Annotated in this window: 12 protein-coding genes; 6 read left to right on the top strand and 6 right to left on the bottom strand. The window is 70.9% G+C overall.

What is annotated here, in order from left to right:
• Positions 1 to 54: 54 nt before the first annotated feature.
• The gene (locus tag BXA03_RS23070) at positions 55 to 738 is read left to right on the top strand and encodes a lytic transglycosylase domain-containing protein (protein WP_076511558.1); all 684 of its coding nucleotides are present in this window, start codon (positions 55 to 57) and stop codon (positions 736 to 738) included.
• A gap of 40 nt (positions 739 to 778) precedes the next feature.
• Here the strand turns inward: BXA03_RS23070 and BXA03_RS23065 are convergent, their stop codons facing one another.
• The 6 genes from BXA03_RS23065 to hemA form a co-directional block, all read right to left on the bottom strand.
• Positions 779 to 2,104: a polyamine export protein PaeA gene (locus BXA03_RS23065; RefSeq protein WP_076511522.1), complete on the bottom strand. Its 1,326-nt coding sequence runs from the start codon at positions 2,102 to 2,104 to the stop codon at positions 779 to 781.
• Positions 2,105 to 2,201: 97 nt separating this feature from the next.
• Positions 2,202 to 3,200 carry an AAA family ATPase gene (locus tag BXA03_RS23060; RefSeq protein WP_076511521.1) on the bottom strand — a complete coding sequence of 333 codons (999 nt, stop codon included), beginning with the start codon at positions 3,198 to 3,200 and terminating at the stop codon, positions 2,202 to 2,204.
• A gap of 228 nt (positions 3,201 to 3,428) precedes the next feature.
• The gene (gene grxD / locus BXA03_RS23055; protein ID WP_076511520.1) at positions 3,429 to 3,752 is read right to left on the bottom strand and encodes a Grx4 family monothiol glutaredoxin; all 324 of its coding nucleotides are present in this window, start codon (positions 3,750 to 3,752) and stop codon (positions 3,429 to 3,431) included.
• Between the two features lie 38 nt (positions 3,753 to 3,790).
• Positions 3,791 to 4,708, bottom strand: a complete 918-nt coding sequence (gene prmC, locus BXA03_RS23050) for a peptide chain release factor N(5)-glutamine methyltransferase (RefSeq protein ID WP_083716308.1) — start codon at positions 4,706 to 4,708, stop codon at positions 3,791 to 3,793.
• Positions 4,705 to 5,790 carry a peptide chain release factor 1 gene (gene prfA, locus BXA03_RS23045; RefSeq protein WP_076511519.1) on the bottom strand — a complete coding sequence of 362 codons (1,086 nt, stop codon included), beginning with the start codon at positions 5,788 to 5,790 and terminating at the stop codon, positions 4,705 to 4,707. Before prfA ends, prmC begins: the two co-directional genes overlap by 4 nt.
• A gap of 109 nt (positions 5,791 to 5,899) precedes the next feature.
• A complete protein-coding gene (gene hemA, locus BXA03_RS23040) occupies positions 5,900 to 7,186 on the bottom strand; it encodes a glutamyl-tRNA reductase (protein WP_076511518.1) in 1,287 nt (428 codons plus the stop codon).
• Between the two features lie 91 nt (positions 7,187 to 7,277).
• On the opposite strand from hemA, the gene BXA03_RS23035 reads away from it, so the two are divergent.
• The 5 genes from BXA03_RS23035 (at position 7,278) to BXA03_RS23015 (ending at position 14,414) form a co-directional block, all read left to right on the top strand.
• Positions 7,278 to 7,553 (top strand): hypothetical protein, encoded by a 276-nt coding sequence (locus BXA03_RS23035; RefSeq protein ID WP_076511517.1) that lies wholly within the window; start codon positions 7,278 to 7,280, stop codon positions 7,551 to 7,553.
• Positions 7,554 to 7,648: 95 nt separating this feature from the next.
• The gene (locus BXA03_RS23030) at positions 7,649 to 8,338 is read left to right on the top strand and encodes a TetR/AcrR family transcriptional regulator (RefSeq protein WP_076511516.1); all 690 of its coding nucleotides are present in this window, start codon (positions 7,649 to 7,651) and stop codon (positions 8,336 to 8,338) included.
• Positions 8,335 to 10,248 carry an alkyl/aryl-sulfatase gene (locus tag BXA03_RS23025; RefSeq protein WP_076511515.1) on the top strand — a complete coding sequence of 638 codons (1,914 nt, stop codon included), beginning with the start codon at positions 8,335 to 8,337 and terminating at the stop codon, positions 10,246 to 10,248. Before BXA03_RS23030 ends, BXA03_RS23025 begins: the two co-directional genes overlap by 4 nt.
• A gap of 96 nt (positions 10,249 to 10,344) precedes the next feature.
• The gene (locus BXA03_RS23020; protein ID WP_076511514.1) at positions 10,345 to 12,021 is read left to right on the top strand and encodes a GMC family oxidoreductase; all 1,677 of its coding nucleotides are present in this window, start codon (positions 10,345 to 10,347) and stop codon (positions 12,019 to 12,021) included.
• 77 nt (positions 12,022 to 12,098) lie between these two features.
• Complete coding sequence (locus BXA03_RS23015; protein ID WP_076511513.1) at positions 12,099 to 14,414, top strand: arylsulfatase; 2,316 nt, start codon at positions 12,099 to 12,101, stop codon at positions 14,412 to 14,414.
• Positions 14,415 to 14,457: the final 43 nt, after the last annotated feature.

The raw sequence follows: 14,457 nt of genomic DNA, 5'->3' as shown, positions 1-14,457 counted from the left end.
GCCGGCGGGCCGCTCGGCCTTGCTGCGGTTGCGGCCGCAGCTGTGCCTGGCGATGTGGCCGCGCCGACACCTGCGACACAGCCGCGGCGCCGCAGCTTTCTAGGTCGCGCAGTCGGTGTGGCCTCCTGGGCTGGACTCGTCGGCCCGCTGTGTCTGCCGACCATCGCGCATGCCGGCGCCCAGATCGAGGAGCCGCTGGCCGACGCCGTGCGGACCACGCTCAGTTCGGCCATCCTGAACAACGCTCCGCCGGTGCCGGAGTTCGACGACTTTGCGGGGCGCCTGCAATACCTGCGGTGGCTGGGTGCCATGGGCGACCGCCTTCAGCGAAAGGTGCCGGACTTCCAGACGCGCAAGGAGCTGCTCCAGACCATCTGGTACGAAAGCCGCCGTGCCGGGCTGGACGTGAGTTTGGTCCTGGGCCTGATCCAGGTCGAAAGCAACTTCCGCCGTCATGCCATCTCGAGCGCTGGCGCGCGCGGTTACATGCAGGTGATGCCCTTCTGGGCGCGCCTGATCGGCGATGGCGATGCCGCCAAGCTGTTCAGGCCACAGACCAATCTGCGCTTCGGCTGCGTGATCCTGCGGCACTACCTCAACCAGGAGCGGGGCGACCTGTTCATGGCGCTGGGCCGCTACAACGGCAGCCGCGGCCGCGCGCCCTACCCGCAGGCCGTGTTCGCCAATCAGCGCAACTGGGCTTTCGATCTGACCCGGCCGGGCGGCACCCAGAGCTGACGCCGCCCAGGCCCCGCCCGCCGCCTGCGCGCACTTTCCCTCAACTGCGCGCCGCTCCTTCGGGCCGCGCCGCCGCGGGGCCGCCGCGCGTGACCATCACTTGGTCGATGCGGTGGCTGTCCACATCCATCACCTCGAAGGTGAAGCCGGCCCAGCTCACGCTGTCGGTGCGGCGTGGCACGCGGCGCAGCATCACCATCAGGAAGCCGGCCAGCGTCTCGTACTCGTCCTCGTGCGGCATCTCGTCGATGCCCAGGGCGCGCTGCACGTCCTGGATGGGCGTGACGCCGTCGATCAGCCAGGAATGCTCGTCGCGCTGCACGATCTGCTGCTCGTCGGTCGAGGCCGGCACCAAGTCGCCCATGACCGTGCTCATCACGTCGTTGAGCGTGATGACGCCCACGACCAGGCTGTATTCGTTGACCACGATGGCGAAATCCTCGTGGGCGGAGCGGAACTGCTCCAGCACTTCGGTCAGCGTCAGCCGGTCGGGAATGACCAGCGCCTTGTGGATCGGCAGGCCCTGGTCGAAGGACAGGGGCTGGCCGCCCAGCACGCGCTGGAACATGTCCTTGGCGTCGACATAGCCCAGCACATGGTCGATGTCGCCCTCGCAGACGGGGTAGGCGGAATAGGGCTCGGCCACGATGCGCGCGCGCAGCACCGACTCGGGATCGTCGTGGTGCAGCCAGGCGATGCGCTCACGCGGCGTCATCACGCTGTTGACCATGCGCACGTCCAGCTCGAACACGTTGGCGATCACCTGGTGCTCTTGCGCCGCCAGCACCCCGGCGCGGGTGCCGGCCTCGGACATGGCCAGGATGTCGGCGAGGGTGATCTTGTCCTCGCGCACCATCGGCAGGCCCAGCAGCTTGAACAGGCCATCCGTCATGCGGGTGAACAGCCAGGTGAGCGGCCCCAGCAGCCTGATCAGCCAGCGCATGGGGCGCGCGATGCGCATGGCCATGCGCTCCGGCTCGCTCATGCCCAGCCGCTTGGGGAACAGGTCGGCGAAGACCAGGAAGGCCGCGATGATGGTGATGAAGGAGGCCGTGAAGGCGGCGCGCTGGGCGTTTTCCCCGTCCAGTGCCAGCTCGAACAGGCGGGCGAAGTAGGGCGTCAGCGCCCCTTCGCCGACCACGCCACCCAGAATGGCGATGGCGTTCAGGCCGATCTGCACCACGGTGAAGTAATGACCCGGCTGCTCCTGCAGCGCGATGACCTCCTGCGCGCGCGCGTCTCCGTCGTCGGCCAGCTGGCGCAGGCGCAGCCGACGGGCGGCGGCGAGCGAGATCTCGGCGACGGAGAAGAAGGCGCTGACGGCAATCAGCAGCGCGATCAGGAGCAGGCTTTGGGTCAGGGTCATCGGCAGGCAGGAAGTGGCGCCGGCCGGAGGATAGCGCCCTGCTGGCGCCGCGCCGATGGTTCCCGGCCCCTTGCCCGGCAGCGGGACCGGGTCGAGGCTACTGCACGAAGCCCATGCGCGGACGCTGGCCGGCGGCGCTGCGCGGCAGGTCGTCCACCTGCATCTGCTCGCGGCGGGCCAGGCGGGCATTGCCGAAGCCGGTCATCAGCGCGCGGCGCATCTCGCGCGGAGCGAGGCTGGCCAGGACGTCGAGCACGTCGTCGGCCGGCTCGGCCGCCAGGTGCCGGCCCCAGTCGTGCTCGGCGCGGATCGACAGGTACAGGTTGCGCGCGATGCGCCGTGCCTGCTCGGCCGAGGGCGCCTCGATCTCGAACACGTTCATCCGGTTGAGGATGGGCTCGGGCACGCTGCGCTCGTCGTTGGCGGTGGTGATCCAGATGACCTGGCTGGCGTCGATGGCCACCTCGGCGAATTCGTCGACGAAGTGGTGCGCGGTGTCGTGCTCCAGCAGGCCGTAGAGCGCACCGAGCGGGTCGTACTGCGCGTCGGCACTGGCCTTGTCGATCTCGTCCACCACGATCACCGGGTTGGCGTACTGGCCGTCCACCAGCGCCTCGAACACCTTGCCGGGCTTGGCGCCCTTCCATTGCGAGGAGGCGCCGGAGAGCAGCCAGCCGGCCGTCATCGAACTCATCGGCACCAGCTGCATGCCGGTGCCCAGCAGCTCGGCCAGCTTGCGCGCGAAATGGGTCTTGCCGATGCCGGGCGGGCCCAGCAGCAGCATGGGCGTCACTTCGAGGCCGTCGCGGCTGTCCTGGGCCAGGGCGACATGGCGGCGCACGTCGTCCAATGCGTCGGTGAAATTGGGGAGCTGCTCGTAGAGCGCGGCCATGTCGGGCACGCCGCTGGGCTTGACCTGGAATCGCTCCGGGCCGCGCTCGAGCATGCGGGTGTAGGTGCTGCGCAAGGTCTCGTGATCGCGCTCGGGCAGCTTGGCGAGCCGGCGCTCGACCTCGTGCGTCTCGTAGACGCTGCGCAGTTGCGCCACGGGCAGCTGGAAGCCTGCGCTGGTGGGAACGAGACTGCGGGAATCCATCGGGAACACCTCCGTATCGAACATCAACAACACCTGGTGCGATACAGCATAAGACGTGCCCGCGCCGCTTGCACGCGGGCCCCAGGGGCCGACAGGCGATGTTGCTTGGCGACTACAGGAGGGGAGGCCGCGTCCGAAGGGCGGGGCGCGCACCATGAAAAACGGCCCGCGCAAGGCGGGCCGATCGGGGCGCGGAGGCGCCCGTCAGGGAGGCAAGAAGGGCTGCCCTCAGGCGGCCTGGGTCAGCATCTGCTGCAGTTCGCCCGACTCGTACATCTCCATCATGATGTCCGAGCCGCCCACGAACTCGCCCTTGACGTAGAGCTGGGGGATGGTGGGCCAGTTGCTGTATTCCTTGATGCCCTGGCGGATCTCGGCGTCGTCCAGCACGTTGACCGTGGTCAGCGCCTTGGTGTCGAGGCCGCAGGCCTTCAGGATCTGGACGGCGCGGCCGGAGAAGCCGCACATGGGAAAGCTCGCGTTGCCCTTCATGAAGAGCACGACATCACTCGACTTCACGATGCCGTCGATGCGTTGCTGAACGTCGCTCATGGGGTTTCCTGTGGGTGGTGGGGTGGTAAGGAAGTGGATTATTTCACCGGGGCCCAGGTTCCGCCGGTGCACCGGGCAATGCCGGACAGGTCGTGGCGATGCTGGATGTCGGCGAAGCCCGCGTCGGCGAGCAACTGTCGGACGGCGGCGGCCTGGTCGTGGCCATGTTCGAGCAGCAGCCAGCCGCCCGCGGCCAGGTGGACGGGCGCGTCGCGCACGATCTGCCGCAGGTCGTCCAGGCCGTCGGTGCCGGCGACCAGGGCGGCGCGGGGCTCGTGGCGCAAGCCGGGCAGGTGCGGGTCGCCTTCGGCGATGTAGGGCGGGTTGCTGACGATCAGGTCGTAGGCGGCCCGGGGCGCGCCTTCGAGCCAGGAGGCCTGGCGGAAGGCGACAGGCAGGCCCAGACGCTGGGCATTCGTTGCCGCCACCGCCAGGGCATCGACGCTGGCGTCGACCGCCTCGACCCGCGCGTCGTGCCGGGCGCGCTGCACGGCCAGGGCGATGGCGCCGCTGCCAGTGCCCAGGTCCAGCACGCGCGGCGCGCTGCGGCCCTGCAGGCAGGCCAGGGCCCAGTCGACCAGCGTCTCGGTGTCCGGTCGCGGCACCAGCACGCGGGCGTCGACCCGCAGGTCGAGGCCGTGGAATTCCTTCTCGCCGAGCAGGTAGGCGGCGGGCTCGCCGGCCAGGCGCCGCTGGAAGAGGGCGGCGATGCGTGGCCAGTCTTCGGCGCCGAGCGCGTCGCTGTCGTGCGTCAGCAGCCAGGCTCGGTCGTGCGGCGCGCGGCCGAGGGCGAACAGCAGCAGCAGTTGGGCATCGAGCCGGTCCAGGCCAGCGCGCAGGCCAGCCTGGAGTGCGGCGGCGATGCTGGACGGCGCAGCGTCCGCGAAGAATGAGGAATCGGAAGGGGCGTCGCCTGGGGCGCGAGAGCCATCCAAAACAGCCGGACGCCCGCTCATGCCTGGCTTGCCTCCAGCTCCGCCAACTGTTCGGCCTCGCGCGCGGCCTGCAGCGCATCGAGCACCTCGCCCAGGTCGCCTTCCATCACCGCGCCCAGCTTGTAGAGCGTGAGGTTGATGCGATGGTCGGTGAGCCGCCCCTGCGGGAAGTTGTACGTGCGGATGCGGTCGCTGCGGTCGCCGCTGCCGATCAGGCCTTTGCGCAGGGCGGCCTCCTTGGCGGCGCGCTCGCTGCGCTCCTTCTCCTGCAGCCGGGCCTGCAGCACCTGCAGCGCCTTGGCCTTGTTGCTGTGCTGGCTGCGGCCGTCCTGGCATTCGGCGACCAGGCCGGTGGGCAGGTGCACCACGCGCACGGCGGAGTCGGTCTTGTTGATGTGCTGGCCGCCGGCGCCGCTGGCGCGGAAGGTGTCGATGCGCAGGTCGGCCGGGTTGAGGGTGATGGCCTGCGTCTCGTCCGGCTCGGGCATCACGGCCACCGTGCAGGCACTGGTGTGGATGCGGCCCTGGGTTTCGGTGGCGGGCACGCGCTGCACGCGGTGGCCGCCGGATTCGAAGCGCAGCCGGCCGTAGGCGCCGTCGGCCTCGACGCGCAGCACCACTTCCTTGTAGCCGCCGATCTCGCTTTCGCTGGCGCTCATGATCTCCAGCTTCCAGCCCTGGCTGGCGGCATGGCGGGTGTACATGCGCGCCAGATCGCCGACGAACAGGGCCGACTCGTCGCCGCCGGTGCCGGCGCGGATTTCGAGGAAGGCGTTGCGGGCGTCGTCCGGGTCCTTGGGCAGCAGCAGGCGCTGGAGTTCGTCGGCCAGCTGCTGCAGCTCGGCCGTGGCGGCGGCGATCTCCTCCTGCGCCATCTCGGCCATGTCGGGATCCTGAAGCATGTCGCGGGCGCTGGCCAGGTCGGCCTCGCGCTGGCGGTAACGCGCCCAGCGGCCCGCGATGGCCGTGACCTCGGCGTGCTCGCGCGAGATGGCGCGGTACTGCGCCATGTCGGCCATGATGTCCTCGCGGGAGAGCAGGAAGTCCAGCTCTTCCAGGCGCTGGGCGAAGCGTTCGAGTTGGTGGCGGAGGAAGTCTTTCACGGGCGAAGCGGAAGGGGGAACGGGGCCGTGCGGCCAGGGCGGCGCAAGGCGGTTGCGCGGCGGAAGGGAACAGCCCCGGTGCAGAGGAGGCTGCAGGGAGCGAGCGTCGCTAGTTGTCTCGGCGCGGGTCGCCGTTGCGCAGGAAGAGCCGGCTCACCGTCTGCGCGGTCTGCTCGCGGTGGGTGGCGTCGCCGGCGTGCAGTTCGGCCAGGGCGCCGTGCAGCATCTTCTGCGTGAGGCCGCGCGACAGGGCCTCCAACACCGCCTCGACGTCGTCGCCCCGGGCGAGCTGCCGGCGGGCGCGGGCCAGCTCGGCTGCGCGCCAGGCATCGGCCTGGGCCTGCAGCTGCTGGATCAGCGGCACGCTGCTGCGCTGGTCCATCCAGTGCAGGAAGTTCTGCACCCCGGCGTCGATGATGGCCTCGGCCTGGGCGACGGCGGCCTGGCGGCTGGCCTCGCCCTGGCGCACCACGTGGGCGAGGTCGTCCACGGTGTAGAGGTAGACATCTTCCAGCGCCTTGACCTCGGGCTCGATGTCGCGCGGCACCGCCAGATCGACCATGAACATGGGCCGGTGCTTGCGCACCTTGAGCGCTCGCTCCACGGCACCCAGGCCGATCAGCGGCAGGGTGCTGGCGGTGCAGCTGACCACGATGTCGAACTCGGCCAGGCGGCCGGGCAGGTCGGCCAGGCGCATGGCCTCGCCGCCCAGGCGGCTGGCGAGCTTCTCGCCGCGCTCGAGCGTGCGGTTGGCGATGACGATGCTGGCGGGTTGGCGCGCGGCGAAATGCGTGGCGGCCAGGTCGATCATTTCGCCGGCGCCGACGAAGAGCACCCGGGTCTCACGCAGGTCCTCGAAGAGCTGGCCGGCCAGGCGCACGGCGGCGGCGGCCATGCTGATGGAATGGGCGCCGATCTCGGTGGAGGTGCGCACTTCCTTGGCGACGGCGAAGGAGCGCTGGAACAGCTGGTTGAGCGTGGTGCCCAGCGCGCCGGCCGTCTCGGCGGCGCGGATGGCGTCCTTCATCTGGCCCAGGATCTGGGCCTCGCCGAGCACCATGGAGTCGAGGCCGCTGGCCACCCGGAAGGCATGGCGCGCGGCCTGGCCGTCGGTGAGCGTGTAGGTGTGGGAGCGAAGCAGGGCCGGCGAGACGCCGCCGCTGCCGGCCAGCCAGTCGACCGTGTGCTCCAGTGCAGGCCGGTCGGCAGCGCAGTAGATCTCGGTGCGGTTGCAGGTGGAGAGGATGGCGGCCTCCACCGGCGGATGGCCGCGCAGGCCCACGGCGCTGCGCAGACTCTGCAGGGTGGGCGCGATCTGGTCGACGGCAAACGCGAAGCGGCCGCGCAGGTCGAGCGGCGCGGTCGTGTGGTTCAAGCCGAGTGCCCAGACTGCCATAACCGCGCATTATAAAATTTGCGCCCCTCCTCGGCGCCCTGCACTGCAGCAAACCCTCCTATCGCAGTCATTGCCGGACGCATCGCGGCGCATGTCTCCCCTCCAGTTTCTCGATCACCTGCTCAATTTCGTGGCGCCTGCCGTGGTCGTGGCGGCGTTGCTGGCCCTGGGTTTGCGCGTGCTGCAACGCGCACGCTCGCTGCGCGTGCCGCTGTGGAAGCAGGTGGCCCTCACCACGGGCGCTGGCGCCGCGACGCTGCTCGGTGGACTGATGCTGACGGACCACGATGGGCGCATGGCCACCTACGCCGCACTCGTGGTGGTCGCCGGGACTGTCCAGTGGGCGCTCCTGCGCGGCGGGCGCTGATCCCGTTTCGCTCAATTTCCTGCGGGTAAGCCCGAGCTTTTCGGGGCCTCGTCCAACTCATAACATGAATATGAATTCATGTTCATGTTGAGTTGATGCAGGAAGAACTTGTCCAGAAAGCCGCCGGCACGCTGCCGGCGCAACATGCCGTCGCGCCCAAGCGTCCGCGCGGCCAGGAGCGGCAGCAGGCGCTGATCGAAGCCGGGCTGCAGTTGACTGCGACGCGCCGCTGGTCCGAGGTGACGGTCAGCGACATCGCCCAGGCCATCGGGTGCTCGGTCGGCACCTTCTACACACGCTTCCACAACAAGGAGGCCTACTTCGCCGTGCTGCAGCAGTTGCTGGCAGAGGTGCTGCAACAGCGGCTCGACGCCTTCCACGCCGCGCCGGAGCGCGAGGGCGAGACGCCGGCCCAGTTCCTCCAGGCCTGGGTCGGGCTGATGGTCCATTCCTTCCGGCTGCACCGCGGGCTCTATGCCGCGGCGCTGGGGCAGACCCAGCAGCAGCCGCGCGATGCCAACACGGCGCATCCGCTGGCGCAGCTGCGGCTGGTCACGCGCGGACGGCTGGTGGCGGCCATGGCGCGCTGGCCGCAATGGCAGGGCGAGGCCGCCGCCGCGCGCCTGGGCTTCGCCCACCAGATGCTGCACGGGCTGCTGGTCAGCGCCGTGCTCACCGACCCGGGGCCCGTCCGCCTGGACGAAGCCGCCGTGGTCACGCAGACCGCCGAGGCGCTCGGCGCCTACCTGGGCATCGTGCCCGCCCACCCGGATACCCAGCCATGAAGACCGCCTACGGCCCCACCCTCGACCTCCAGCGCCTGGCCGCGGCCGGTGCGCCGCCGGAGGACGGCGAGGACTTCGACGACGCCCGGCGTGGCTTTCTCGGCAGCGACGACGAGGCCGAGGTGGCCGGCGTCTCCGGCGCGTCCGTCTGGAGCCTGCGCCCCTACGCCTTCCTCGACGACGAGACGCCCGCGCCCACCGTCAACCCGGCCCTCTGGCGCCAGGCGCGGCTCAACCGCATCCACGGCCTCTTCCAGGTCACGCCGCGGATCTTCCAGGTGCGGGGCTACGACCTGGCCAACATCACCTTCATCGAGGGCGACGAGGGCCTGATCGCCCTCGACGCACTCACCGTGCCCGAGACCGCCGCCGCCGCGCTGCGCCTGTACCGCCGCCTGTGCGACCCCGAGGGCCGACGGCCGCTGCACACGGTGATCTACAGCCACAGCCACAGCGACCATTTCGGCGGCGTCGCCGGCCTCGTCTCGCAGAAGGACGTGGATGCCGGCCGTGTGCAGGTGATCGCGCCGGTGGGCTTCATGCACCACGCGGTGGCCGAGAACGTGATCGGCGGCGTCGCCATGGCGCGGCGGGCGCAGTTCCAGTTCGGCCACACGCTGCCGGTGGGCGCCGACGGCCAGGTGGATGCCGGTCTGGGCAAGAGCCTGCCGCGCGGCCGGCCCTCGCTGATCGCGCCCACCTGGGAGATCGTGCAGGACGTCGAGGCCCACACCATCGACGGCGTGGCCATCGAGTTCCAGCTGGCGCCCGACACCGAAGCGCCGGCCGAGATGCACTTCTACTTTCCTGGCGAGCGCGCCCTCAACCTGGCCGAGAACGCCACGCGCACGCTGCACAACCTCTGCCCGCTGCGCGGCGCCAAGGTGCGCGATTCGCTCGCCTGGTCCAAGTACCTGCACCAGGCCTTGCAGCGCTGGGGCGACCGCAGCGACGTTGCCCTGGCCCAGCACCACTGGCCCACCTGGGGCCAGGACCGGGTGCAGGGCTTCCTGCGCGAGCAGCGCGATCTGTACCGCTGGCTGCACGACCAGACCGTGCGGCTGATGAGTCACGGCCTCAAGTCGGCCGAGATCGCCGAGGGGCTGACCATGCCGGGCCCGCTGGCGCGGCGCTGGCATGCGCGCGGCTTCTACGGCACCGTCTCGCACAACGTGAAGGCCATCTACCAGCACTACCTGTCCTGGTACGACGCCCATCCGGCCAACCTGCATGCGCATCCGCCGGTGGCGGCCGCCGAACGCTATGTGCGCTACATGGGCGGCATCGACGCGCTGGTCGAGCGGGCGCGCGAAGACCTGGATCGTGGCGACTACCGCTGGGTGGCCGAGGTGATGAAACATGCCGTCTATGCGCACCCGGACCATGCCGGCGCCCGCGCGCTGGCCGCCGAGGCGCTGGAGCAGATGGGCTTCGCCGCCGAATCCGCCACCTGGCGCAATGCCTTCCTGCTGGGCGCGCGCGAATACCGCGAGGGCCCGCCCGCCGCGCCGGCCGTGCCCGGCGGCAGCGCCATGCTGGCGGCGCTGGGCAACGGCCTGCTCTTCGACGCGTTGGCCGTGCGCCTGAACGCACCGCGCGCCGGCGAGCTGGCCTGCGTGGTGGGCCTGCATCTGGTCGACAGCGGCGAGCACTGGCGGCTGGAGCTGTCCAACGGCGCGCTGAGCCCGATCCGCGTGCCCTCGGCCGAGGCGCCCTGCGACGTGCACCTGACGCTGCCGCGCCGTGCCCTCAATGCCCTGCTGGCGCGCCAGCAGACGCTGCCGGAGCTGGTAGGCGCCGGCGAGGCTCAACTGCGCGGTGATGCCAGCCTGCTGCCGCGCTTCTTCGGCCTGCTCGACAACTTCAGCGGCAGCTTCCCGGTGGTCGACGCGGCCCGCTGGCCCGACTGACTGACCGACGGCTGCGCGGGAGGTCGCCGCGCACAGCGGGTGGCGACCGACCCCGCGCCCAGGCTCCGATTCCTTCCAGCGTTCAGGAGACGCGCCATGCCCAAGAACAACAACCCGGAAGAGCACTTCGACTACGTCATCGTCGGCGGCGGCACCGCCGGCTGCACGCTGGCGGGCCGGCTGAGCGAGGACCCGCGCGTCACCGTCGCGCTGCTCGAAGCCGGCGGCAGCGACGCCAGCGGCTGGGTGACCGTGCCCATGGGCCTGATCGGCACCGTGCCCACGCGGCGCATGAACTGGGCCTTCGAGACCGAGCCGCAGCCGGGCCTGGGCGGCCGCTGCGGCTACCAGCCGCGCGGCAAGGTGCTGGGCGGCAGCTCGTCGATCAACGCCATGATCTACGTGCGCGGCCATCCCGCCGACTACGACGAGTGGGCGGCGTTGGGCTGCACCGGCTGGAGCTGGCAGGAGGTGCTGCCGTACTTCCTGCGCAGCGAGGGCAACACGTCGCTGCCGGCTTCCGCGCTGCATGCGACCGACGGGCCGCTCAAGGTCTCCGACATCCGCTCGCCCGCCGCCTTCAACCAGCGCTTCCTGGATGCCGGCGCGCAATGCGGCTACGCCATCAACCCCGACTTCAACGGCGAGCGGCAGGAGGGCGTGGGCTGGTTCCAGGTCACGCAGAACGGCGGCGAACGCTGGAATGCGCAGCGGGCCTACCTGGCGCCCGCACGTAGCCGGCCGAACCTGCGCGTGATCACCGGCGCCCACGCGCTCGGCCTGCGCATGGAAGGGCGGCGGGTGACCGGCGTGGACGTGTCGGTCGACGGCCAGCGCCGCAGCCTGATGGCGCGCGCCGAGACGCTGCTGTGTGCGGGAGCCTTCGGCAGTCCGCAGCTGCTGATGCTCTCGGGCATCGGCCCGGTCGATGAACTGCAGTCGCTGGGTATCGCCGTGCGCCATGCGCTGCCGGGCGTGGGCCGCAACCTGCAGGACCACCTGGACTGCGTGCTCTCGCGGCGCTGGTTCGACCTGGAGCTCTTCGGCCGCACGCCGCGTGGGCTGGTCTCGCTGTTCCAGCACTGGGGCCGCTGGCGCAGCCAGCGCGAGGGCTGCTTCTCCACCAACTTCAACGAATCCGGCGCCTTCCTGTGCAGCCGGTCCGGGCTGGCGCGGCCCGACATCGGCCTGCACTTCTCGCGCGCCCAGGTGCAGGACCATGGCCGCCGCCAGATGCCCGGCCATGGCTACGGCCTGCATGCCTGCGTGCTGCGGCCGGCCTCGCGCGGCACCGTGGGCCTGCACAGTGCCGACCCGCATGCGGCGCCGCGCATCGACCCGGCCTTCCTGTCCGATCCGCAGGACATGGCGGCCATGGTCGAGGCCTACCGCATCTGCCGCCGCATCCTGGCGGCGCCGGCCTTCGCCGACGTGCGCGGCATCCCCGGCCGCGCCGAACCGGACCCGTCAGACCGCATGGGCGTGGAGGCCTACATCCGCGCCACGGCCGACACCATCTACCACCCCGTCGGCACCTGCCGCATGGGGCAGGACGCGCAGGCCGTCACCGACCCCCAACTGCGCGTGCGCGGCCTGGACGGCCTGCGCGTCGTCGATGCCTCGGTCATGCCCCGGCTGATCGGCGGCAACACCAATGCGCCGACCTACATGCTGGCGGAGAAGGCGGCCGACCTGATCCGGGGCCGGTCCACGCCGGCTGCGACGCCCGCCCCGACGCCTGCGGCGGAGACCGCCGCCCTCGCCGCCGCGTAGGTCGCACGCAGGCGCAAGTCACACGCGCTCGCCGCATCCCGCCTTCCGCCCCCAGCACCGAAACCCAGGAGCCCGCCATGCCCGCAGCCCAACCGCCCGAAGCCCCCGCCTACCAGGGCCATGCCGGCCGCACCCTGGCCGAGTCGCGCCCCTGGTGGCCGGAGCCCGCCCTTCCTGCGCCCGGCACGCCCAATGTGCTGGTGGTGCTGTTCGACGACGTCGGCTTCTCCGACTTCGGCTGCTACGGCTCGGACATCGCCACGCCCGCCATCGACGCGCTGGCGCGGCAGGGCGTGCGCTGCACCGGCTTCCACACCACGGCCATGTGCTCGACCACGCGGGCCTCGCTGCTCACCGGCCGCAACCACCATGCGGTGGGCATGGGCTGCCTGGCCAACTTCGACTCGGGCTACCCGGGCTACCGCGGCAAGATCGCGCGCGATGCGCCGACGCTGGCCGAGATGCTGCGTCCGCACGGCTACAACAACTACATGGTCGGCAAGTGGCATGTCACGCCGGTCAGCGAGACCGGCCCCGGGGGCCCCTACGACGGCTGGCCGCTGCGCCGCGGCTTCGACCGCTTCTATGGCTTCCTCGATGCCGAGACCGACCAGTACAGCCCGGAGCTGGTCCAGGACAACACGCTCATCGCCGCGCCCGGCACCTTCGAGAGCGGCTACCACCTGACCGAAGACCTGGTCACGCAGGCCATCCGCATGATCGCGGACCACCAGGCCGACCGGCCGCGCCAGCCCTGGTTCACCTTCCTGGCGCTGGGCGCCTGCCACGCGCCGCACCAGGCGCCGGCCGAACTCATCGCGCACTACGACGCCCGCTTCGCCCACGGCTGGGACGAGGAGCGCGCCCGCCGCCTGGCGCGGCAGATCGCGATGGGCGTGGTGCCGCCCGGCACGCAACTGCCCGAGCGCAACCCTGGCGTCGAGGCCTGGGACACGCTGCCGCCCGATCAGCAGCGCCTGTTCACCCGTCTGCAGGCGGCCTATGCCGCGATGCTCGACCATGCCGACCAGCACCTGGCGCGGCTGGTCGCCTTCCTGGAGGAAGCGGGCCTGCGCGAGGACACGCTGATCCTCGTGCTCTCCGACAACGGCGCCAGCCAGGAAGGCGGCCCGCTCGGCATGGTCAATGCGATGGGCCCCTTCAACCTGCTGCAGGAGACGCTGCAGACCAAGCTCGCGCGCATCGACGACATCGGCGGGCCCGACACGCACAGCAACTTTCCCTACGGCTGGGCGATGACGGCCAATACGCCGCTCAAGCGCTACAAGCAGAACACGCATGGCGGCGGCATCCGCGATCCGTTGGTGGTTTCCTGGCCGCGCGGCATCGCCGGCGACTGCGCGCTGTGGAAGGGCTTCTGCCACGTCAGCGACCTCGCGCCCACGGTGCTCGACCTGCTGAAGCTGGCGCCGCCCACGCAGGTGGAGGGCGTGGCCGCGCAGCCCATGACCGGCCAGAGCTTCGCCGCCTGCCTGCGCGATACCGCCGCCGCCTGGCGACGCGGCCCGCAGTACTTCGAGATGTTCGGCCACCGGGGCCTGTGGCACGAAGGCTGGAAGGCCGTGGCCTGGCATGCCGTCAACACGCCCTTCGAGGCCGACGTGTGGGAGCTCTACCACCTGGACGAGGACTTCTCGGAGACGCGCGACCTGGCGGCGGTGCATCCCGAGCGCCTCGAAGCGTTGAAGGCCCTGTGGTGGCGCGAGGCCGAAGCCAACCAGGTGCTGCCGCTGGACGATCGCTTCGCGCCGCGCTTCGCCGAGAACGGCCGGCGCGTGCACGGCCCGCGCACGCACTTCGTGTTGCATGCCGGCATGGGCCACCTGCCCAACGACGTGGCACCCGATGTGCGCAGCCGCGACTACCGCATCGAGGCCTACGTGCGCATCGACCGCGCCGATGCCAAGGGCGTGCTGGTCGCGCATGGCGACGCCACCTGCGGCTACAGCCTGTACCTCAAGAACGGCCACCTGGTGCACGACATGAACGTCGGCGGGCGCCATCACCTCATCGTCTCGGAGCGGCCCTTCGCGCCAGGCCACCACGTGCTGGGCCTTCAGATGCGGCTCGGACCCTGGGTGCGCGTGCGTCTGCCGGTGATCGGCCTGACCATCATGCCTTCGACCCGCACCGTGACGCTGCTGATGGACGGCGAGCCGGTGGGCCGGCTGGACACGCGCATGCTGGGCTTCAACAGCCAGGTGTCCTTCTCGGGCCTGGACATCGGACTGGACCGGGGCAGCCCGGTGTCCCACTACGAGTCGCCGTTCGTCTTGCAGGGCGCGCGGCTGTTCCGCGTCGAGTACCAGCTCGATCCGCTGCAGCGCCTCGATCCCGAACTGCTGGCGCTGGTGGAGATGGCCCGGCAGTAGCCGATCGCATCGCCCCTAGAACGACACAACGACAGGAGACAAC

This window comes from Pseudacidovorax sp. RU35E (assembly GCF_900156165.1).
Taxonomy (GTDB): domain Bacteria; phylum Pseudomonadota; class Gammaproteobacteria; order Burkholderiales; family Burkholderiaceae_C; genus Xenophilus.
The sequence above is the reverse complement of the archived record's forward strand: the minus strand, read 5'-3'. Positions and strand labels throughout refer to the sequence as shown.

Excerpts from the sequence above, each read along its gene's own strand:
- BXA03_RS23065 (WP_076511522.1), bottom strand. The coding sequence starts at position 2,104 with ATGACCCTGACCCAAAGCCTGCTCCTGATCGCGCTGCTGATTGCCGTC.
- BXA03_RS23060 (WP_076511521.1), bottom strand. The coding sequence starts at position 3,200 with ATGGATTCCCGCAGTCTCGTTCCCACCAGCGCAGGCTTCCAGCTGCCC.
- grxD (WP_076511520.1), bottom strand. The coding sequence starts at position 3,752 with ATGAGCGACGTTCAGCAACGCATCGACGGCATCGTGAAGTCGAGTGAT.
- prmC (WP_083716308.1), bottom strand. The coding sequence starts at position 4,708 with ATGAGCGGGCGTCCGGCTGTTTTGGATGGCTCTCGCGCCCCAGGCGAC.
- hemA (WP_076511518.1), bottom strand. The coding sequence starts at position 7,186 with ATGGCAGTCTGGGCACTCGGCTTGAACCACACGACCGCGCCGCTCGAC.
- BXA03_RS23035 (WP_076511517.1), top strand. The coding sequence starts at position 7,278 with ATGTCTCCCCTCCAGTTTCTCGATCACCTGCTCAATTTCGTGGCGCCT.
- BXA03_RS23030 (WP_076511516.1), top strand. The coding sequence starts at position 7,649 with ATGCAGGAAGAACTTGTCCAGAAAGCCGCCGGCACGCTGCCGGCGCAA.
- BXA03_RS23025 (WP_076511515.1), top strand. The coding sequence starts at position 8,335 with ATGAAGACCGCCTACGGCCCCACCCTCGACCTCCAGCGCCTGGCCGCG.
- BXA03_RS23020 (WP_076511514.1), top strand. The coding sequence starts at position 10,345 with ATGCCCAAGAACAACAACCCGGAAGAGCACTTCGACTACGTCATCGTC.
- BXA03_RS23015 (WP_076511513.1), top strand. The coding sequence starts at position 12,099 with ATGCCCGCAGCCCAACCGCCCGAAGCCCCCGCCTACCAGGGCCATGCC.